Here is an 18,970-nt window from a genome sequence, read left to right as displayed (position 1 = left end):
AGCGTGTTACAAAGCAGAACCCTGAAACATAAAAAATCGATGCTACTCTGCATTTCTGCAAAACAGCATCGATTTCATTTATTGGATCGTAAAAAACGACTCCTCAGAAACTTTTCAATTAGAACCAGTCGCCGAAGCCCATCTTGACCAGATTGTCGTGGCTGATCTTCAGGCTATCGAACGGATCACGGCCATAGCAGTCATCCTGCTCCACCAGGAAGTACTCGCCGCCGCCCTCCAGGCCAGCCTGGATGATAGCGGGCATATCCAGAGTGCCCTCGCCAACCTCAGCAAACTGCACAATGTTGGTGAAGTTGCTCATGAACTTCATCATGCCTTCCTTGCTGGTGAAGTCCACGCCGCCCTCGGGGATGGGCATCTCACCGATGCGGTAATCCTTCAGGTGGACCAGACGGATGCTGCCGGCATACTTCTTAATGAACTTAACAGGGTCCTGGCCGCCGCGGTGGATCCAATGGCTGTCCAGCTCAAAGCCCAGAGCAGGAGCATTTGCGCGGATGATGTCCAGCAGGAACTCGCCGTCGTAACGAACGAACTCTACGTGATGGTTGTGGTAGTACAGGTCAATGCCGTCTTCCTTCAGCTTCAGAGCATACTCATTTGCTTCCTTGGCGAAATCCACAGCCTTCTGGTAGTTGCCCATGCAGGTCATGGGCAGCATGCCGATGCGCAGCATATCGCAGTCCAGCTTACGGCAGTCCTCAACGATCTTCTTATAGTCGTCGGGATTGCACAGGAACTCGCCGGGCATACCGGGCAGCATGGGAGAGGTGGATGCGGTGCAGGAAGAGACATTCAGGCCCAGCTCATCGATAGCCTTGCGGAAACCTGCAACGTTCTCAGCGGTCATGGGGACCTGAGAGATCTCGACACAGTGATAGCCGATATCGGCCAGCTTGCCCATGCTCTCGTATGCGTCAAAGTGAGGCATCTTAGCAGGGGCAATGGTGCTCATCTGAACACCGATCAAACCTTTGTTTGCCATGGTTCATTTCTCCTTCTATCTGTGTTTTGCGGTCACGGAGCAACGGGATGGCCAGCCTTGCTGCTTGCATGGATGGCATCGATCAGCCGGATGCTCATTTCCGCATCTCTTACATGGATGTAATCGTCTGTGTTGTTCTCAATGGCACGGTAAAATTTGTTGATCAGGATGCCATGAGAAGCACCAAAATAGAACTTGGCACCGGGCAGCTTCTCATTCTCGCACAGCTTGGTGCGCACACCATCTGCGTCGATCCGGAACAAAGCATCATCCTCGATCAGGAAGGAAGCCTTTTCACATGCAACTTTGATCTGGACGCTCTCGTTGGTGTAATCACAGTTGGTGGCAAAGAACACACCGTTTGCACCATTAGCAAAGTGCAGGCGGGCAGCTACGGTGTCCTCGACCTCAATGCCGTAATCTGCCAGCTGATTCACTGAGCCATGGATGGCATCGATGTCGCCGCACAGATAATACAGCAGATCCAGCGTGTGAACACTCTGGTTGATCATGCAGCCGCCGCCAGCAGTTTCCAGCTGGCCGCGCCAGGGCTGTTCGTCATAGTAAGCCTTGCCGCGGAACCAGGGTACAAAGCCGCGGCAGCCGATGACCTTGCCATATTCGCCGCCATCGATGATCTTTTTCAGTTCAACGGTGGTGCGGTTCAGACGATTCTGCAGGCAGATGCCGATCTTGACCTCAGGGTGCGCAGCCTCAAATTCCACAAACTCCTTGGCCTGTGCGGTGTTCAGACCCACCGGCTTCTCGCAGAAGACATTCACACCGTGGGAAGCAAAATACTCCGACACGGGCACATGCAGGTAATGCGGCAGGCAGAGATGTACCACATCGGGATGCTCCTTTTCCAGAAGCTCCTCATAGTCCGTATAGAACGGCACGGCCTTTGCTGCAGCAGGCAGCTTTTCCTGCACAGCGGGATTGTTATCGCACACGGCACACAGTTCGATCTCAGGATTTGCCACAATGATGGGCAGATGAACCTGAAAGATGGTGCCGCAGCCAATGATCGCAGCTCTTTTCATGGAAACGCAACTCCTTGTAAGCCTGGAACAGGCATTGCTTTTTTCAGGGATACTGATTACTCGCGGACAGGGAACTTGCCCTCAGCCTCGATCAGCTTGTTCAGCTCAGCCGCATACTCCTCGGGATCGCAGGGGTTGGAGACCTCACGGCCGGTCCATGCAGACAGTTGGCTGCTGTTTGCCAGGTTGACACCGTTGATGCCGTCCTCGCCGGGAGCCAGCAGCGGGCTGCCGGTCAGGATGTGAGCAGCAAAGTTCTGCATAACGGTGGTGTGCTGGAAGCCCCAGCCATCGTTGTTCTCAAAGGTCTCTTCGGTGTACAGCTTGGAGCCTGCACCATTGCCGCTGGTCAGCATGGCAACTTCCATCATGTTCATGTGCTCGTTCAGGTAATCCTCAGTGCAGGGGTTGCCTTCCTTGTCGATGTAGTGGTAGACATGAGCGGTCTTGCTGTTGTCAACAACGATCTTGCCACCGTCCAGGTCGATCTCCAGACGATCGGTGCCGATGGCATCGTGGGTGCAGGTGGTGAAGGTGCCGGTAGCGCCGTTAGCGAACTCGACCAGCATGGTCACGTCGTTCTCAACGCCGATGTTACGATGGCAGCCGTTGATATTCTTGGAGAAGACCTTCACGGGGATACCGCAGATCCACTGCCACAGGTCGAGCTGATGGGGAGCCTGGTTGACCAGGACACCGCCGCCTTCGCCGCCCCAGGTAGCACGCCATGCGCTCTGCTGGTAGTAGCTGTCAGGACGCCACCAGGAGTTGATCATCCACTGAGAGCGGCGGATCTCGCCCAGCTCACCGCTGGCAACGATCTCCTTGATCTTCTGATACAGCTTGTTGGTACGCTGGTTGAACATGATGCCGAAGGAAACCTCGGGATGAGCCTTAGCGCAGGCGATCATCTTCTGAACATCCTTGCTGCGGACACCGGCGGGCTTCTCGCACAGAACGTTCATGCCATGCTCCATAGCGTAGATGGAGATCTCGTGGTGCAGGTAGTGAGGAACGGTGGTGATGATGGCATCAACAGTGCCGCTGGCGATCATATCCTTCCAATCCTTGAAGAAGGGCACATCGGGGTACTGCTCCTTGCACATTTTCTCCTTCTCGGGGTCGATATCACACAGAGCGCCCAGTGCGCAGTTGTCGGGGCACGGTGCGCAGACCATGCCGGGGAACGGAGCGGGAGCGTTGGTCAGGAAGCGAGCGTAGCTGCCGCCCTGAGCACCGATACCGATCAGGCCATAACGGATCTTTCCTTCAGTCTTTTCCATTTGAATCTTCTCCTTTTTTCTGTTACGTTAGAATTTTGCCAGAATATCGCACAGTGCGTGATACTGTGCGGCGTAACCTTCAGCACCGTTTTTATACTTGTTCTCACGGATGATGTTCTTTGCATCCGTGGTCTCAAGGCTCTGCAGGCTGTCAAACAGCACCAGATGCGGCTCAAGGGTCAGGAAGCCGGTATAGCCCTCTTCCACGATGGCCTTGTGCAGCAGCTCGGGGATCTTTCCCTCGCCGGTACCGCAGAGCACATTCTCCTTGTCGGTAGAAACGGCATCCTTGATGTGGATATATACAATGTACGGGCGGAGAGCATCCCAGCATTTGGCGGTATCCTCGCCGCACTGTACAAAGTTTGCAAAGTCGAATGCGGACTTGAAGTGTGCGCTGTTCAGCGTCTGCATCAGGTCAACACAGCGGGAAAGAACATCACCATAGATATCCTTCTCGTTTTCGTGCATCAGGATCACGTCGTGCTTCTCAGCAATGGCAATGAACTTGCGCAGCTTCTCAATGACAGCGTCACGATAGTCGGCAGGATCCTTGCCTTCCGGCATAAAGAAGCTGAACATGCGGATGTACTTGCAATTCAGGACCTTAGCGATCTCGCACAGCGTTTCCAGCTGAGCACACTGCTTTTCAAAGCCCTCTTCATCGTCGATCCTGACCTTGCCAATGGGACTGCCCAGGCTGGAAACGCCAACACCAGCGGCCTGCAGGCGGGGCAGCAGATCGGTCTTGACTTCCTCAACGGTAAAGTCGGCGATCCCTTTCTTATCTGCACTGCGCAGGCTGATGTACTGCATTCCAAGCTCACGGACTGTCTTGAGCTGCTCATCAAAAGATGAGCTGATCTCATCGGCAAAGCCGGAAATATAAATATCCTTCATAAAAATCTCCTTTTTTGTGTAGGATACAAGCCTTACTGTAAGTAATATATCACAATTGTTAAAAAAATGCCGCACAAATCTTTTTCGGTTTTTTTAGCACGCTGTGCAACAGATTTTGCTGTTTTGTTGCATATCATAAAACAAGGTGCATCAAACCAATCTTGTGGGGTGAAAAAAGGAGAAAAACTGTGCAAAATGTCCATCTTTGACTTCGATTTCTTGGCAGCGGAAAACAGAACAGCAGGATTTACAATGTAAATGGCACAGGATTTACACACGACAATCATCGAACAAACTGATATATTAGACCTTGGAGATCGGCTCCTTTGATTCTTAAGGGCCGTGGCAGACTTTTAAAATCAGACTGAGAACGCCTGATTTGCCTTCCTTCAGGAACACTCACCTTTGCCGAGTGTTCAAAACCGTGAGCTGATCTGCCACTGAGGCTCACACTGACTCAAACCTGTCCCCCGTGGGCAGGTTTGAGTTGTTTTCAGACCAATCAAAGGAGTTCAAACCCATGTCCAAGACGAAGACTGAGACCCCTGTCCTGCGCAATTCCGCTGATATCCCCTGGGAGGAGACCCGCCTCCGCCACAAGGTAGATAAGCGGATCTATGTCCTCTTACTGTTTTTCTGGGCTGGTGCGGTGCACACCGCTTTCTGGAGCACCGCTGGAAACTGGGCATCTTCTACCTGCTTGTCGGCTGGACCGGTCTCGGCCTTGCATTTTCTCTGGTTGACCTCCTGATCGCACTCCCTATTCCGAAGGACGAAAACGGAATGATCGATATCTGATCTCCGTTTCTTGACACGCAAAATCCCCTCAGAGCTCTGACACTGCAGTCAGAAATCTCTGGGGGGATTTTTCTATGCATCTGGTGACGCGACTTCAAAGACGATGGGGCCGCTGATGTGGTAGAAGATCTCATACTCTGCATGGCGGTGCCATCCGCCGGGGATGCGTGTGATCTGCAGATAGAACAATCCAAATGCATCCGCTGGGAACAACTCCTCTTTCCGCAAGTCCGCCATCCCGTCTCACCCTCCTCAGTGAAGATAGAACGAAGCCATACATTTGGCCAGATCCTCTGGTCGTTCTGCAAAGTTTCCATAGCGCCAGCTGTTGAAAAAACCCATATATGCCCCGATGAACGAGTTGCGGAAGTATCGATTTTCGCCCGGCAATGAAACGGGCCATGGCACAAACTGTCTTGCATCCCCGACTTCGATGTTGGAGATCAGAACAAGGATGATCTTCTCGCTCAACGCATCACTGAAAAAACTGGTCAGATGGCAATCCATCAGGACACAAAGGTTCTTTCGCTCCGCATACGTCCAGCGGAACAGCGCAGTCAGGTTTTTTTCCAGGGTACTGTACGCCGGCAGCTGCCCCGCAAGCAGGGTCATCTGCCGGTCGAGATAGTAATCCAGCACATCGTCCTTGGATTCAAAGCTGCGGTAAAAGGTGGTTCGGTCGAGGTCTGCCATGTGACACAGCTCTGTGACGGAGATCTTTTCCAGCGGCTTTTTCAGTAAAAGCTGAAACAGTGCCGTGCAAAATGCATCCTGATTTTTCTGGGCAACGGGGTTGATATGGTTCGTGTACATTGTGCGCTGTGTTCAGCTCCTTCCTCAAAATGATTGGCTTTATTGTACCATATTCTCTGAAATCCGCAAACAATCACATTACAGATGCAAAAACGATGCGAGAATCTTTTTTATACAGAAACAGAATAACAAAAAAGTCCTATAAACCAGACGAAATTCATCGTAGATTCATAGGACTTTTGGAGCTACTGACCTGATTCGAACAGGCGACCTGCTCATTACGAGTGAGCTGCTCTACCAGCTGAGCCACAGTAGCACGCGTTCTGCAACGATAGATAGTTTAGCATAAAAGAGAATACCTGTCAAGTACTCCCTACGCAAAAACAATTCCGGAACTTTGCAAAAAGCCATCTCGTAATGATTTGCCCTATTCAATTCTTATCGTAGGCATCACAAACTCTTTTGCCAGAGATTTTTTCAGCTCATATAAGTTTCGCCTGCCCTGCCAGATACAGCATTCCCACTGCCGCACCGCAAAGTGGCAGGAGCAGAAACAGCATCCGGGAAAACTGACCCAAAAGCGCGCCTGTGCCGGGGGCTTGTCCTCCGCGCCCGAATGCGGCTGAACAGAGCCTTCCACTTACCTGCAGTGCGGATGCGCCGAACGTGCACAGCGTTCCGGCCGCAAGGGATGCAGGGATACCGCAGACGCAGAGCAGCACAAATGCTGTCCGTGGGTTCAAATCCACAAGCAGCCTGGACGAAAGCAATCCGGAGCCTGTCCCATACAGCATCGCAAAAAGGAAGATGGGCAGCGGCCCCAGGGCGGAAAGCCCCAGGAACAGCACTGCCGTCAGTGCACCTGCCACAGTGAAAAATTCCGTTCGGAACAGGCGCACTGCCCCGGCGGCATCCTGCACAGAAAACAGGCTCTGCCAGCAGTTCAGGTAATAGGAAAGCGTTTCAGCATCGCCTGCCACACAACGCGCTGCCGCCACACCCGCCAGAAAGGTCCCCAGAAGGTACGCCGCCGCCAGAAGGATAGTTTCCCTGCTCAGCTTGCTTCGGTGCACAGCGGCTCTCTCCGGTGTGTTTCCGTACCTCTCAGAGAACGCCGCCGGGATGGATCGCCTTTTTTCCTGCGCTGTCTCAGGAAGAACTCCACCGTTCTTCTGTTTTAGCTGCTCTTCCTGTGCTGTCGGCATGATCGCTTCGGGCAGTGCTTTTGCCGCTGCGGTTTCCGGTGTTTCCTGATAGACCCACATACTTCCCTGTCCTCCTGTTTTTCTGCTGTAAATTCTCAATGCCGGTGCCGTTCTGTACGCAGGATGCTGAACACTCCGCCCAGACAGCCAAAAACGAATACCAGTGCAAAGCGGGTCAGCTGCATTTCCGTTGGTTCAATGCCCTCCGAAAGACCGAACCCCAGCAGAAGCAGAACAAACAGTCCGCCCTGTACAGCACCGCAGATAAGGCCTCTGCTGTGATAGAAAAACGCCATGAGCCAGCCGCTGCAAAAGCTCCCGGCACAGACAATGGCACTGACCATGGGCCAGGCAGTGCTCTGCGCAAGGCTCTGGTTTGCCATCAGGTAGGCCAGCCCGGCCATGCAGGCGGCGGTGAATATCCCACCAATGCCGAATGCGGCCAGTGCTTCCAGGATGGGTAACTTCTTCTGTTCCAACATAAAAACCCGCCTCCCTGCACTACTGTATGCAGAGGGGCGGGTAAAAAAGACCTTGCTTTTAGAGATTACTTCTTTGCGTTGGCAGGAGCATTGTCCATGTTCAGCTTCTCAACAGAGCTGATCGCATTCTTGGTGAAGCGGATCTTCACACGGTCGGAACCGGTCTCCAGAACAAAGGTGTCATCCTTGATGGCGACCACACGGCCAACAATACCGCCGATGGTCACGACCTGATCACCAATCTCCAGAGCTGCACGCATGGCAGCATCCTTCTTCTCCTGCTTCTTCTGGGGACGATAGATCATAAAGTAGAGCAGAACCAGCATCAGAGCCAGGGTGAAGAACAGGCTGATATAGCTTTCAGTGGTAGTAGTCAGAAATTGCATGGGACAAAGTCTCCTCTCAAAATTCAGATAAACTCATTATAACCGCTTCTGCTCCCTCTTGCAAGGGAAAAGCATGAAAAAGCTCAAATTCTTGTATCCAGCAGCTTGACGTAACGGTCATGGAAGGCGGTAAAGGTGCCTGCGTCCAACTCATCGCGGATACGCTCCATCAGGTGGTTGTAGAACCACAGGTTGTGCATAACGGCCAGACGCATGCCCAGCAGCTCCTCTGCCTTGAACAGGTGGCGGATATAGGCACGGGAGTAGTTCCGGCAGGCCGGGCAGCCACAGGTGGGGTCAATGGGGCGCTCGTCCCGCTCATACTTTGCGTTCTTGATATTGATGATGCCGCCCCAGGTATTCAGGTGGCCATGGCGGGCATTGCGGCTGGGCATGACGCAGTCAAACAGATCCACGCCGCGGGAAACAGCCTCGATCATGTTGCCAGGGGTACCGACACCCATCAGATAGCGGATCTTATCCTTGGGCATATAAGGCTCCACCTCGCTGATCATCTCGTACATCACCTCAGCAGGCTCACCCACGGCCAGACCGCCGATGGCGTAGCCGTCCAGCTCCAGCTCCGCGATCTGCTTCATGTGCTCTACACGCAGGTCAGCAAAGGTGCATCCCTGATTGATGCCGAACAGCAGCTGGTCGGGGTTGGTGGCCTTGCCCTCCTGCTTCAGACGGGCCATCTCAGCCTTACAGCGCTTGAGCCAGCGGGTGGTGCGCTCACAGCTGGCTTTGGAGTACGCGTGCTGGGCAGGATTCTCCACACACTCATCAAAAGCCATTGCGATGGTGGAGCCCAGGTTTGCCTGGATCTGCATACTCTCCTCAGGGCCCATAAAGATGCGGTGGCCGTCCAGATGAGAGGCAAAGGTCACGCCTTCTTCCGTGATCTTACGCAGCTTGGACAGGCTGAACACCTGGAATCCGCCGCTGTCGGTCAGGATGGGGCCGTTCCAGCGGGTAAACTTGTGCAGGCCGCCCATATCGGCTACCAGCTGATCACCGGGGCGCAGATGCAGGTGGTAGGTGTTGCAGAGCATTACCTGGGTGCCGATCCGCTGCAGATCCTGCGCGGACAGGCCGCCCTTGATGGCACCGGCGGTGGCAACATTCTGGAAGGCAGGGGTCTGCACCGTGCCGTGCACGGTCTTGAACTCACCCCGCCGGGCGTTGTGCTCCTGCTTGAGCAGCTTAAAAGTGGTCAAAGAAGGCATAAGTTTTTTCCTTTCTGTGTACGGAAAACAGCCGTACAGCCTTGTGCCGCCGGGCAGGCGGCAGGTTCAGAAGTGGTGGATACCGAGCTGCCGAAACGGATCCGGCAGTGTTTTGGGCTTTTGGGAGAGCGGGTGCTGAGGGATCACAGGATCAGCATCGCATCGCCGAAGGAAAAGAAGCGGTACTTTTCCTCTACGGCAACTTTATAGGCAGCCATGGTCTTTTCGTAGCCGTAGAGGGCAGAGACCAGCATGATGAGGGTGCTTTCCGGCAGGTGGAAGTTGGTGATCAGGCCATCGATGCAGTTGAACTTGACACCCGGGTAGAGAAAAATAGAGGTATTGCCGCTGCAGGCCTTGATCTCGCCATATTTTGCGGCGGCGGCTTCCAGCGTGCGGCAGCTGGTGGTGCCAACGGCGATCACGCGGTGCCCGGCGGCCTTGGTTTCCCGGATGCGCTGAGCAGTCTCCTCGCTGATGGAATACCACTCGCTGTGCATCTTGTGATCTGTGATCTCGTCCTCCTGCACGGGGCGGAAGGTTCCCAGACCCACATGCAGGGTAACCTCAGCAATTCCGACACCCTTGGAACGGATGGTATCCATCAGCTCCGGGGTGAAGTGCAGGCCTGCCGTGGGTGCAGCAGCGCTGCCCAGCTCCTTGGCATAGACCGTCTGATACTGGCTCTGATCTTCCAACTGCTTGGTGATGTAGGGCGGCAGCGGCATCTTGCCAAATTCATCCAGTTTTTCATAAAGGGTCTCGGTGTCATAATAGAATGTAACAAACTTGTTGCCATCCTCCAGCGTTTCGTCCACCACAGCGGTCAGGGTGCCGTCACCAAAACTAACCTTGGTGCCGGGCTGCATCCGCTTGCCGGGCTTTGCCAGGCACTCCCACTGATCTCCCTTGACCTGCCGCAGAAGCAGCAGCTCACACACAGCACCGGTGGGCTGTTTGACCCCCACGATGCGGGCGGGCAGCACCTTGGAGTTGTTGACCACCAGCAGGTCACCCGGCTCAAGATATTCCGGCAGATCGCGGAAGATCCGGTGCTGGATGCTGTCGTCCTTCTGGCTCAGAACCATGAGCCGGGCCGAATCTCTGGGGTCTGCAGGCTCCTGTGCAATGAGTTCTTTGGGTAAATCATACCAAAAATCTTTTTTTAACATGCTTTGCATTTGCCTTTCCGATGATTGACACGAGTGCCGTATCAATGTTATCATAAAATCTGTATAAACAGTATCTATTATATTGCAAGGTCGGCTTGTTTGCAAGCCGTGTTCGATGTAAATTTGCTTTTTATTGAAAGGAAAGGTGCTGGAAATGGAAAAACAGTATAAAGTTGGTATCGTTGGTGCAACTGGTATGGTGGGGCAGCGTTTTGTGACCCTGCTTGAGAATCATCCCTGGTTCAAGCTGACCACGCTGGCCGCATCCGGCCGCAGCGCAGGCAAGACCTATGAGGATGCCGTTGGCAGCCGCTGGGCAATGACCACTCCAATGCCCGAGAGCGTCAAGAAGATGGTCGTGCTGGATGCCGCCAAGGTGGAAGAGGTCGCTTCTCAGGTCGATTTCATCTTCTGCGCAGTCAATATGCCCAAGGCCGAGATCAAGGCACTGGAAGAGGCTTACGCAAAGGCTGAGTGTCCCGTGGTCTCCAACAACAGCGCAAACCGCTTTACCCCGGACGTTCCCATGGTCGTGCCTGAGATCAACGCGGACCACATTGAGATCATCCCTGCCCAGCGCAAGCGTCTGGGCACCAAGCGCGGCTTCATTGCGGTCAAGTCCAACTGCAGCCTGCAAAGCTATGTGCCTGCCCTGCATCCTCTGATGAAGGAGTTTGGTGTCAACAAGGCTCTGGTCTGCACCTATCAGGCCATTTCCGGTGCAGGCAAGACCTTTGACCGGATGCCCGAGATCGTAGATAACGTTATCCCCTACATCGGCGGTGAGGAAGAGAAGAGCGAGCGCGAGCCGCTGAAGCTGTGGGGCCACATCGAGGGCGATCAGATCGTCAACGCCGAGAAGCCCACGATCACTGCGCAGTGCTTCCGTGTTCCCGTTTCTGACGGCCACACCGCTGCCGTGTTTGTAAGCTTTGACAAAAAGCCCACCCAGGAGCAGATGCTCGAGGCCTGGGCTAACTTCCGCGGCCCTGCACAGGAGCTGAACCTGCCCAGCGCACCCAAGCAGTTCCTTCACTACTTCACTGAGCCCGATCGTCCTCAGCCCAAGCTGGATCGCAACACCGAGAACGGCATGGCTGTCTGCATCGGCCGCCTGCGCGAGGACACCCTGTTTGACTACAAGTTCGCCTGCATGAGCCACAACACCCTGCGCGGCGCTGCCGGCGGTGCCGTGCTGCTGGCTGAGCTGTTGGCGGCAAAGGGCTATTTTGACTGAACAACACGTTCCTGACGGAGCGTACAAAGGAGTTTTATACTATGAAGAATCCTGTCTTTACCGGCGCGGCGGTGGCGATCATCACCCCCATGTACGAAGATGGCAGCATCAACTTTGATGAGCTGGGCCGCATCATTGAAAATCAGATTGCACGGGGCACCGATGCGATTGTGATCTGCGGAACTACCGGCGAATGCTCTACCATGACCGATGAGGAGCAGCTGGCCGCCATCAAGTTTACGGTCGAGACGGTCAACCACCGGGTGCCTGTTATTGCGGGTGCTGGTTCCAATGATACCGATCACGGCTGTGCACTGGCAGCAAAGTCTGCTGCCTGCGGTGCCGATGCCCTGCTGCTGGTGACCCCTTATTACAACAAGACCACGCAGGCAGGTCTGGTGGCTCACTTTACCGCTATGGCCGAGGCGGGCGGCATCCCTGTTATCCTGTATAATGTGCCTTCCCGTACCGGCCTGAACATCACCCCCGAGACAGCGCTGGAGCTGAGCCGGAATCCGCTCATCAACGGCATCAAGGAGGCCTCCGGCAACATCTCTCAGGTGGCCAAGATCGCTCAGCTGTGCGGCGACGAGCTGAACATCTACTCTGGCAACGATGATCAGGTGGTCCCCCTGCTATCTCTGGGCGGCAAGGGTGTCATCAGTGTGGTCTCAAATGTCAAGCCTGAGCTGGTGCACAACTGCTGCAAGGCATGGTTTGAGGGTGACACCAAAACTGCCTGCAAGCTGCAGCTGGAGATCCTGCCCTTGGCGGATGCACTCTTCTGCGAAGTAAATCCCATCCCTGTCAAGTACGCCATGAATGTGCTGGGCTGGGAGGCCGGTCCCTGCCGTCTGCCGCTGGTCGAGCCCAGTGATGCCCACAAGGAGAAGATCGAGCAGGCACTGGAGGCCGAAGGTCTGATTCGGGAATAAACGAAACAACGCACAATGCCCGGTGGAAATGGTTTCTCCCGGGCATTTGCCGTTACAACAGAAAACGAGGAAACAAAAATGACGGATATTATCATTCAGGGCATTGGCGGCCGGATGGGCCACGCCCTCTGCGAGATGATTGCAAACCGGAGTGACTGCCGCGTGGTCGCCGGGATCGACCAGCAGGACGGTGAGCAGAACGGCATCCCCGTATACGACAGTCTGGATAAGCTGGACGGCAAGGGCGGTGTCATCATTGATTTCAGCGCTCCTGCTGCTGTGGAAAAAGCGCTGACCTATTGCGAAGCACACAAGATGCCCATCGTGGTCTGCACCACTGGCCTTTCCGAAGAGCTGCAGCTGAAGGTGGTGCAGCTGTCCCGCATTGTGCCCGTGTTCAAGAGCGCCAACATGTCCATCGGCATCAACCTGCTGTCGGAGCTGTGCAAGCGTGCATCGGCCATTCTGGGTGCAGACTATGATGTGGAGATCGTGGAGCAGCACCACCACAACAAGCTGGATGCTCCCAGCGGCACTGCCCTGATGCTGGCCGATGCCATCAACGAAGAGAACAACGGCGCATATCATTATGTTTACGACCGTTCCTCTGTGCGCCAGAAGCGCGACCCCAAGGAGATCGGCATCAGCTCCGTGCGCGGAGGCAGCATCGTGGGCGACCACGAGGTGCTGTTCTGCGGTCCGGACGAGGTCATCACCCTCAAGCATACTGCATATTCCCGCAGTGTTTTTGCAAATGGCGCAATAAATGCTGCTGTCTATCTTGCAAAAAAAGAGCCGGGCCTGTACAATATGGGTAACATGATCGCAGAGCTGTAAGGTCTCTGCGTCTTCCACCATTTTGAGTGGCAGGAGGGCTGACGGAATGGAACAGGCAAGACACGCTGCATCCACGAAACGACATTCGCGGCACGAACTGCAGAACCGGCGAAAACGAAAACCCGTTTTTCTGAGGATGATGGGCGTGCTGCTGGTGGCTGGTGCGGCATTGGCCTGCTTGGGCTTCTGGCGCTTCCAGACTCCCGGCATCGTGCTTGGCCCTTTTGAGGACGAGCCTTCGACCGCTGAAAGCGTTTCCCCGCCCGAACCGGAACCGCAGCCTGTTACAACCACACTGCGTTTTTCGGCCACCGGGGACAATCTGATCCATGCTCCCATCTACAAACAGGCAGCCCGCCGGGCAGCGGAAGGCCAGCGATATAATTTTGACTACTGCTACGAGCACCTGCTGGATTTTTATGCCGCGCAGGATGTAAACTGGATCAACCAGGAAACGCTCTGCAGCAAGGAACTGGAGCCTTCCACCTATCCCTGCTTTTCTACCCCCGGTGAATGCGCAGAGGCTCTTTACCGGGCAGGCATCCAGGTGTTCAGTCTTTCCAACAACCACACCTACGATAAAGGTGCCAAAGGTATTGCAGCAACGCTGCGGTTCTGGGACGAGATGCCGGAAGATGTGGTCACGACCGGCCTGTGGTACGGAGAGAGCGATTATAGTACCATCCCCCTGCAGACGGTAAACGGTGTGACGATTGCCTACCTCTCCTACACCGACCACACCAATGGCATCCCGCAGAGCAGTGCCATGACGGCCAATGTCATCTACACCAGCCAGCGGGATGTGATGGAACAACAGGTGCGCAGGGCGTGTGAGCTGGCCGATTTCGTGGTGGTGGGAGTTCACTGGGGCGTGGAGGACAGCCACAAGATCACCCAGATCCAGCGGGACCTCGCCCAGCAGCTTTCCGACTGGGGTGCGGATGTTATTCTGGGCACGCACCCTCATGTGGTGCAGGATGCCGAGTGGAAGACCTCTGTGGATGGCCGTCAGACCTTTGTGGCCTATTCCCTGGGAAATTTCCTCAGCACCCAGAGCAAACCGGATCAACTCATCGGTGCCATCCTGACACTGGAGCTGAACAAGACGACGGACCCGGATGGCAGCGTTCACTGCGCTGTCGCTTCCCCGCAATTACATCCCACCGTGACCCACTATGATGCCGGTAAATCCAACGTCCGCACCTACCTCTTCCGGGATTACACGTCGGAACTGGCGCAGGCGCACGGTGTCCGGGCCGCCTACCCCAGCTTTGGGATAGAGTACATTCAGAACGTATTACAGACCAACATCAACAGCGCGTTTTTGGCGCTCGCCTGAATTTGCAGCCCTTTGGGGCAGATTGGAGTGTTCATTATGTATGGTGTTTCCAAAATCAACATTGAGCCCAGCCTGATGATGATCAGTGTACAGGATGTGGAGTTCAAGGGCAACAGCCTGGCCCGCTACCTGCAGATCTTTGCCGATACCGGCGTTGTGGTGGATATGATCAGTCAGAGCGCCCCTCACGGTACCAACATCGATTTCAGCTTTACCGCATCTGCCAGCGATCTGACGCTGGTGATGAAGGCCATCTCTGCCGCCAATCTTGACAAGGATGCCAAGGCCTCCCCGCTGATCAGCGTTGGTTACTCCAAGCTGAACCTCTTTGGTGAGGACATGGTCACCAGCTGCGGTGTAGCTGCCCGGGCCCTGAACGCACTGGCCATGGCTGACATCGAGGTTCTGCTCATTACCACCAGCGATTTGGATATTTCTCTGCTGGTGCGCAGTGAGAACGAGGACTCCGCTTACGATGTGCTGAAGAAGGCCTTTGAGCTGTAAGCTGCCCTTCTCTGTGAATATCACATAAACGTAAAAAGCCCGGCGGCATCCAAAAATCGGATGCCGCCGGGCTTTTATCATACGCTGGTTCTAAAAGATTACAGGGTCACTTTGTGGTAGATCTTCTTGCCCTTCTTGATGACGATACCGTTCTTCAGCTGATCAGCGGTAAAGCTGACAGTGGGAGCAGCTACCTTTTCACCATCCACCAGGACACCGCCCTGCACGACCAGGCGGCGGGCCTCGCCGTTGGAAGCGGCCAGACCGGCCTTGACCATGAGGGTCAGGATGCCGATGGAGCCATCGGTCAGATCCGCTTCGGTCAGCTGAGTGGAGGGCATGTGCTCAGTGTCGGCAGCACCGCTGAACAGGGCACGGGCAGCGTTCTGGGCCTTCTCAGCCTCTTCCTCGCCGTGCACCATTTTGGTCAGCTCGTAGGCCAGGATCTCCTTGGCCTCGTTCAGACGCTGATCCTTCCAGGTGCTCATCTCATCGATCTGCTCCAGCGGAAGGAAGGTCAGCATCCGGATGCACTTCATCACGTCAGCATCGCCGACATTGCGCCAGTACTGGTAGAACTCAAAGGGACTGGTCTTGTTGGGGTCGAGCCAGACCGCATTGCCTGCAGTCTTGCCCATCTTCTTGCCCTGAGAATCGGTCAGCAGGGTAATAGTCATCGCGTAGGCATCCTTGCCCAGCTTGCGGCGGATCAGCTCAGTGCCGCCCAGCATGTTGCTCCACTGGTCATCGCCGCCAAACTGCATGTTGCAGCCGTAGTGCTGGAACATGTAGTAGAAGTCGTAGCTCTGCATGATCATGTAGTTGAACTCGAGGAAGGACAGGCCCTTCTCCATGCGCTGCTCATAGCACTTGGCGCGGAGCATGTTGTTGACGGAGAAGCAGGCACCCACATCACGCAGCAGCTCAACATAATTCAGGTTCAGCAGCCAGTCGGCATTGTTCAGCATCAGAGCCTTGCCCTCAGAGAAATCGATGAACTTCTCCATCTGCTTCTTGAAGCAGGCTGCATTGTGAGCAATATCCTCCTTGGTCAGCATTTTGCGCATATCGGTACGGCCAGAGGGGTCACCGATCATGGTGGTGCCGCCGCCGATCAGGGCAATGGGCTTATTGCCAGCCATCTGCAAGCGCTTCATCAGGGTCAGGGCCATAAAATGGCCTGCAGTCAGGCTGTCTGCAGTGCAGTCAAAGCCAATATAGAAAGTGGCCTTGCCGTTGTTGATGAGGTCAATGATCTCATTGTCGGTGATCTGGGCTACCAGACCGCGAGCCTGCAGTTCTTCGTAAAGGGTCATGGGATTATCCTCCTGTTTTATCGGGCAGAGGACAAAAGAAAACGCCCCCTGCCAAAAATGAATTTGGCAGAGGGCGAGAAAATCGCGGTACCACCTCTGTTTGCCGCCCCCTCACGGAAACGGCCTCACGAGTGCGCCCCACAGAGATGGGATACACTCCTGCGTTTGTAACGCTCGCACGCGGCACAGCCTACTAGCCAAAGCATTCAGCCTGCAACTCCGGGAGGTATTTCCCCTGTTGTTCTGCACACCCCTTGCACCAACCGGGGTCTCTCTGGGCAGACACTAACAAGGTACTTGTTCCCTTCAACGTCTTTCAACAAAAATCAGTTTAGCACAAATCAGCAGGGTTGTCAATCACCGGTTTCATGCTCGGCCAGCCCCAGCATCTCTCTGGCATTGGCACGGGAAAGCTCCGTGACATGGTCACCAGAAATGATATGCGCCAGTGCGTCCACTCTTCCCTCGGTATCCAGCGGGTGGATCTCGGTATAGGTTCGCTCATTCGTGATATTCTTCTGGATAAGCAGATGGCAGTCGGCCAGTGCAGCGATCTGCGCTGTGTGGGTGATGCAGAGGATCTGGTGATCTTTTGCGCTCTGTTTGAGCACCTCACCGATGCGGCTGGCCGCCTTGCCGGATACGCCGCTGTCGATCTCATCGTAGATGACCGTAGGCACTGCGTCCTTATCGGCCATGGCATTTTTGATTGCCAGCGTGATACGGCTCAGTTCACCGCCGGAAGCGATTTTTGCCAGCGGCTTGGGATCCTCACCGGGGTTTGTGGAAATATAAAACTCCACGCTGTCCTGGCCATGGCTGGCCAACGGGCCGCGGGTATGGCGCAGGGTCATGCGGACACCGGGCATGTTCAAAAAATCCAGTGTGCCGGAGATGCGCCTGTTCAATTCCTCAAAGGCTTTCAGGCGGGTCTGGGTCAGCACCTCGGCCTTATCCCGGGCAAGTACATAGAGCCGATGCTTTTCAGCCTGCAGATGCTCTGTCCGCTCCTGTGAGAATTGGATGCGGTCCAGCTCTTCCCTTGCCTGCTGTCCAAAGGCGATGATATCTTCCACAGTATCACCGTATTTTCGCTTGAGCTTGTAGATCAGATCCATCCGCTGTTCGATCTCATCCAGCTCTGCATCATTCGTCTCGTAGCCCTCCAGCCGCCCGATCAGGTCAGCAGAAAGGTCTTTTGCGGTGTAATAAAGATCCAGCAGCTGTCCGGCGGCAGCAGAAAGGCCGCTGTCCAGTTGGGCGGCTCCATCGATCGCATTGGAGGCTTCCCCCAGCAGATCAACGGCACCCGGGGCATCATCTCCGCCCGAAAGCAGCGCATAGCTCTGGGAGATGCGCTCCCGGATGGTGGAGGCATTTGCCAGCACCTTACGGCGGGCCATCAGCGTCTCCTCTTCGCCTGCGGTCAGGCTGGCATCCTCGATCTCCTGTACCTGATAACTCAGCAGATCGATCTTTCGCTGTTTTTCACCCTCATCGGTGATGATGGCATCCAGCTCCTTTTTGACCTTGATAAGCTCCCGGTAAACAGCATAATACTCCTGATACACCGCCCCGTTCTGGGCGTAGGCATCCAGGATACCCTCATGGCGGGCCGGGTTCAACAGGCCTACGGAATCGTGCTGGCCGTTGATGTTGATGAGCCCACCGCACAGTTCCCGCAGAATGGCTGCTGTGGCAGGCATTCCGTTGATGCGGCAGGTGCTCTTGCCCTCGGCAGTGATCTCACGGCTCAGGGTCAGCGCTTCTGAGCGCTCATATCCTGCCTTTTCCAGGCTGTCCAGCACTGCAGGCGGAACATCATCAAATGCCGCCCGGATGACTGCTTTTGCAGCCCCCGTGCGCACCAGATCCTTGGAGGTGCGGTTGCCCAGAATGGCATTGATGGAGTCAATCAGGATAGATTTGCCCGCACCGGTCTCGCCGGTAAGGACATTCAGGCCCTTCTCAAAATGCACGTTGGCCTTCTGGATGACTGCAACATTTTCAATTTGCAGACTGCTCAACATGTTCGTTCTCTCCTGCCTTTATTTCTGCCCGATGTAATGCCCAAGCTCGGTGCAAATGGTCTTTGCGTCCCGCTCTGAGCGGGCCACGATCAGAAAGGTATCGTCACCAGAAAGGGTGCCGACCACATTTTTCCACTTGAGTGCGTCAAACACCTCGCAGGCCGCATTGGCCATGCCAGAGTAGCACTTTACCAGCACCACATGGCCCGCAAAGTCCACCCCCAGGACAGATTCATGGAAGATGGTCTCAAACCGGGCCTGCATCTTGGGGTTAAGTGCCTCGCTGTGGCTGGAAACATAGCGGTAGCCGGTGGTGGTGGCAGCTTTGACAAGGTTCATCTCCCGGATATCGCGGGAAATGGTCGCCTGTGTGGCATCAAAACCTTCCTTGCTCAGGTACTCCAACAGAGTCTCCTGTCGGCTGATGGGATTCTCCTGGATCAGACGCAGGATGGTCTGCTGCCGCTGCTGCTTGCTTTTGTTATCCCCTCGGCTGGTGCGTCCCATGTGATCTT

General features: G+C 55.0%; 20 protein-coding genes, 1 tRNA gene and 1 other annotated feature. Of the genes, 6 read left to right on the top strand and 15 right to left on the bottom strand.

All coding sequences use genetic code 11. From position 1 onward, the window contains the following. Positions 1-118: 118 nt before the first annotated feature. Genes MTP40_RS07005 through MTP40_RS06990 form a run of 4 tightly spaced genes read right to left on the bottom strand, consistent with a single transcriptional unit; the run spans position 119 to position 4,232 of the window. Complete coding sequence (locus tag MTP40_RS07005; protein WP_005934249.1) at positions 119-1,006, bottom strand: sugar phosphate isomerase/epimerase family protein; 888 nt, start codon at positions 1,004-1,006, stop codon at positions 119-121. Between the two features lie 32 nt (positions 1,007-1,038). Beyond that, complete coding sequence (locus MTP40_RS07000) at positions 1,039-2,049, bottom strand: Gfo/Idh/MocA family protein (protein WP_005934245.1); 1,011 nt, start codon at positions 2,047-2,049, stop codon at positions 1,039-1,041. A 56-nt stretch (positions 2,050-2,105) separates the two neighbouring features. After that, complete coding sequence (locus MTP40_RS06995; protein WP_005934242.1) at positions 2,106-3,332, bottom strand: Gfo/Idh/MocA family protein; 1,227 nt, start codon at positions 3,330-3,332, stop codon at positions 2,106-2,108. A gap of 27 nt (positions 3,333-3,359) precedes the next feature. Further along, a complete protein-coding gene (locus MTP40_RS06990) occupies positions 3,360-4,232 on the bottom strand; it encodes a sugar phosphate isomerase/epimerase family protein (protein ID WP_249260068.1) in 873 nt (290 codons plus the stop codon). 636 nt (positions 4,233-4,868) lie between these two features. Here MTP40_RS06990 and MTP40_RS14515 point away from each other — a divergent pair. After that, positions 4,869-5,030: an NINE protein gene (locus tag MTP40_RS14515; RefSeq protein ID WP_442900449.1), complete on the top strand. Its 162-nt coding sequence runs from the start codon at positions 4,869-4,871 to the stop codon at positions 5,028-5,030. 72 nt (positions 5,031-5,102) lie between these two features. On the opposite strand, the gene MTP40_RS06980 is transcribed toward MTP40_RS14515, so the two are convergent. The 8 genes from MTP40_RS06980 to queA all read right to left on the bottom strand — a co-directional run bounded on the left by MTP40_RS06980 (position 5,103) and on the right by queA (position 10,257). After that, entirely contained in the window at positions 5,103-5,267 is a 165-nt protein-coding gene (locus MTP40_RS06980; protein WP_215665692.1) for a hypothetical protein, read from the bottom strand. Positions 5,268-5,282: 15 nt separating this feature from the next. Further along, a complete protein-coding gene (locus MTP40_RS06975) occupies positions 5,283-5,843 on the bottom strand; it encodes a TetR/AcrR family transcriptional regulator (RefSeq protein WP_098922354.1) in 561 nt (186 codons plus the stop codon). Positions 5,844-6,023: 180 nt separating this feature from the next. Further along, a tRNA-Thr gene (locus tag MTP40_RS06970) sits at positions 6,024-6,099 on the bottom strand. A gap of 166 nt (positions 6,100-6,265) precedes the next feature. Then, positions 6,266-7,048 (bottom strand): hypothetical protein, encoded by a 783-nt coding sequence (locus MTP40_RS06965; protein WP_249260066.1) that lies wholly within the window; start codon positions 7,046-7,048, stop codon positions 6,266-6,268. Between the two features lie 35 nt (positions 7,049-7,083). Continuing rightward, positions 7,084-7,470, bottom strand: a complete 387-nt coding sequence (locus MTP40_RS06960; RefSeq protein ID WP_005934226.1) for a TIGR04086 family membrane protein — start codon at positions 7,468-7,470, stop codon at positions 7,084-7,086. 65 nt (positions 7,471-7,535) lie between these two features. Beyond that, positions 7,536-7,856 carry a preprotein translocase subunit YajC gene (gene yajC / locus MTP40_RS06955; RefSeq protein WP_005934224.1) on the bottom strand — a complete coding sequence of 107 codons (321 nt, stop codon included), beginning with the start codon at positions 7,854-7,856 and terminating at the stop codon, positions 7,536-7,538. 83 nt (positions 7,857-7,939) lie between these two features. Then, positions 7,940-9,085, bottom strand: coding sequence for a tRNA guanosine(34) transglycosylase Tgt (gene tgt / locus MTP40_RS06950; protein WP_156061155.1), 1,146 nt, complete (start codon positions 9,083-9,085; stop codon positions 7,940-7,942). A 143-nt stretch (positions 9,086-9,228) separates the two neighbouring features. Further along, positions 9,229-10,257 (bottom strand): tRNA preQ1(34) S-adenosylmethionine ribosyltransferase-isomerase QueA, encoded by a 1,029-nt coding sequence (queA, locus tag MTP40_RS06945; protein WP_097771258.1) that lies wholly within the window; start codon positions 10,255-10,257, stop codon positions 9,229-9,231. A 154-nt stretch (positions 10,258-10,411) separates the two neighbouring features. On the opposite strand from queA, the gene asd reads away from it, so the two are divergent. The 5 genes from asd to MTP40_RS06920 all read left to right on the top strand — a co-directional run bounded on the left by asd (position 10,412) and on the right by MTP40_RS06920 (position 15,109). Continuing rightward, a complete protein-coding gene (gene asd, locus MTP40_RS06940) occupies positions 10,412-11,494 on the top strand; it encodes an aspartate-semialdehyde dehydrogenase (RefSeq protein ID WP_035394444.1) in 1,083 nt (360 codons plus the stop codon). Positions 11,495-11,535: 41 nt separating this feature from the next. Then, positions 11,536-12,429, top strand: coding sequence for a 4-hydroxy-tetrahydrodipicolinate synthase (gene dapA / locus MTP40_RS06935; RefSeq protein WP_156069870.1), 894 nt, complete (start codon positions 11,536-11,538; stop codon positions 12,427-12,429). Positions 12,430-12,507: 78 nt separating this feature from the next. Beyond that, positions 12,508-13,266 carry a 4-hydroxy-tetrahydrodipicolinate reductase gene (dapB, locus tag MTP40_RS06930; protein WP_249260065.1) on the top strand — a complete coding sequence of 253 codons (759 nt, stop codon included), beginning with the start codon at positions 12,508-12,510 and terminating at the stop codon, positions 13,264-13,266. 46 nt (positions 13,267-13,312) lie between these two features. Further along, positions 13,313-14,605: a CapA family protein gene (locus tag MTP40_RS06925; RefSeq protein WP_242700790.1), complete on the top strand. Its 1,293-nt coding sequence runs from the start codon at positions 13,313-13,315 to the stop codon at positions 14,603-14,605. Between the two features lie 36 nt (positions 14,606-14,641). Then, on the top strand, positions 14,642-15,109 hold the full coding sequence (locus tag MTP40_RS06920; protein ID WP_097771119.1) for an ACT domain-containing protein: 468 nt from the start codon (positions 14,642-14,644) through the stop codon (positions 15,107-15,109). Between the two features lie 98 nt (positions 15,110-15,207). Here MTP40_RS06920 and tyrS read toward each other — a convergent pair whose 3' ends face one another. The 3 genes from tyrS to MTP40_RS06905 form a co-directional block, all read right to left on the bottom strand. Continuing rightward, positions 15,208-16,425, bottom strand: a complete 1,218-nt coding sequence (gene tyrS, locus MTP40_RS06915; protein ID WP_097771118.1) for a tyrosine--tRNA ligase — start codon at positions 16,423-16,425, stop codon at positions 15,208-15,210. 66 nt (positions 16,426-16,491) lie between these two features. Further along, positions 16,492-16,744 (bottom strand) — a binding site (T-box leader). 34 nt (positions 16,745-16,778) lie between these two features. Further along, on the bottom strand, positions 16,779-18,455 hold the full coding sequence (gene recN, locus MTP40_RS06910) for a DNA repair protein RecN (protein ID WP_005934201.1): 1,677 nt from the start codon (positions 18,453-18,455) through the stop codon (positions 16,779-16,781). Between the two features lie 18 nt (positions 18,456-18,473). Then, positions 18,474-18,962, bottom strand: a complete 489-nt coding sequence (locus tag MTP40_RS06905) for an arginine repressor (RefSeq protein ID WP_005934198.1) — start codon at positions 18,960-18,962, stop codon at positions 18,474-18,476. Positions 18,963-18,970 lie beyond the last annotated feature (8 nt).

This window comes from Faecalibacterium sp. IP-3-29 (genome assembly GCF_023347335.1).
GTDB lineage: Bacteria > Bacillota > Clostridia > Oscillospirales > Ruminococcaceae > Faecalibacterium > Faecalibacterium duncaniae.
The sequence above is the reverse complement of the archived record's forward strand: the minus strand, read 5'-3'. Positions and strand labels throughout refer to the sequence as shown.

Coding starts and splice junctions, on each gene's coding strand:
- MTP40_RS07005 (WP_005934249.1), bottom strand. CDS start 1,006: ATGGCAAACAAAGGTTTGATCGGTGTTCAGATGAGCACCATTGCCCCT.
- MTP40_RS07000 (WP_005934245.1), bottom strand. CDS start 2,049: ATGAAAAGAGCTGCGATCATTGGCTGCGGCACCATCTTTCAGGTTCAT.
- MTP40_RS06995 (WP_005934242.1), bottom strand. CDS start 3,332: ATGGAAAAGACTGAAGGAAAGATCCGTTATGGCCTGATCGGTATCGGT.
- MTP40_RS06990 (WP_249260068.1), bottom strand. CDS start 4,232: ATGAAGGATATTTATATTTCCGGCTTTGCCGATGAGATCAGCTCATCT.
- MTP40_RS06980 (WP_215665692.1), bottom strand. CDS start 5,267: ATGGCGGACTTGCGGAAAGAGGAGTTGTTCCCAGCGGATGCATTTGGA.
- MTP40_RS06975 (WP_098922354.1), bottom strand. CDS start 5,843: ATGTACACGAACCATATCAACCCCGTTGCCCAGAAAAATCAGGATGCA.
- MTP40_RS06965 (WP_249260066.1), bottom strand. CDS start 7,048: ATGTGGGTCTATCAGGAAACACCGGAAACCGCAGCGGCAAAAGCACTG.
- MTP40_RS06960 (WP_005934226.1), bottom strand. CDS start 7,470: ATGTTGGAACAGAAGAAGTTACCCATCCTGGAAGCACTGGCCGCATTC.
- yajC (WP_005934224.1), bottom strand. CDS start 7,856: ATGCAATTTCTGACTACTACCACTGAAAGCTATATCAGCCTGTTCTTC.
- tgt (WP_156061155.1), bottom strand. CDS start 9,085: ATGCCTTCTTTGACCACTTTTAAGCTGCTCAAGCAGGAGCACAACGCC.
- queA (WP_097771258.1), bottom strand. CDS start 10,257: ATGTTAAAAAAAGATTTTTGGTATGATTTACCCAAAGAACTCATTGCA.
- asd (WP_035394444.1), top strand. CDS start 10,412: ATGGAAAAACAGTATAAAGTTGGTATCGTTGGTGCAACTGGTATGGTG.
- dapA (WP_156069870.1), top strand. CDS start 11,536: ATGAAGAATCCTGTCTTTACCGGCGCGGCGGTGGCGATCATCACCCCC.
- dapB (WP_249260065.1), top strand. CDS start 12,508: ATGACGGATATTATCATTCAGGGCATTGGCGGCCGGATGGGCCACGCC.
- MTP40_RS06925 (WP_242700790.1), top strand. CDS start 13,313: ATGGAACAGGCAAGACACGCTGCATCCACGAAACGACATTCGCGGCAC.
- MTP40_RS06920 (WP_097771119.1), top strand. CDS start 14,642: ATGTATGGTGTTTCCAAAATCAACATTGAGCCCAGCCTGATGATGATC.
- tyrS (WP_097771118.1), bottom strand. CDS start 16,425: ATGACCCTTTACGAAGAACTGCAGGCTCGCGGTCTGGTAGCCCAGATC.
- recN (WP_005934201.1), bottom strand. CDS start 18,455: ATGTTGAGCAGTCTGCAAATTGAAAATGTTGCAGTCATCCAGAAGGCC.
- MTP40_RS06905 (WP_005934198.1), bottom strand. CDS start 18,962: ATGGGACGCACCAGCCGAGGGGATAACAAAAGCAAGCAGCAGCGGCAG.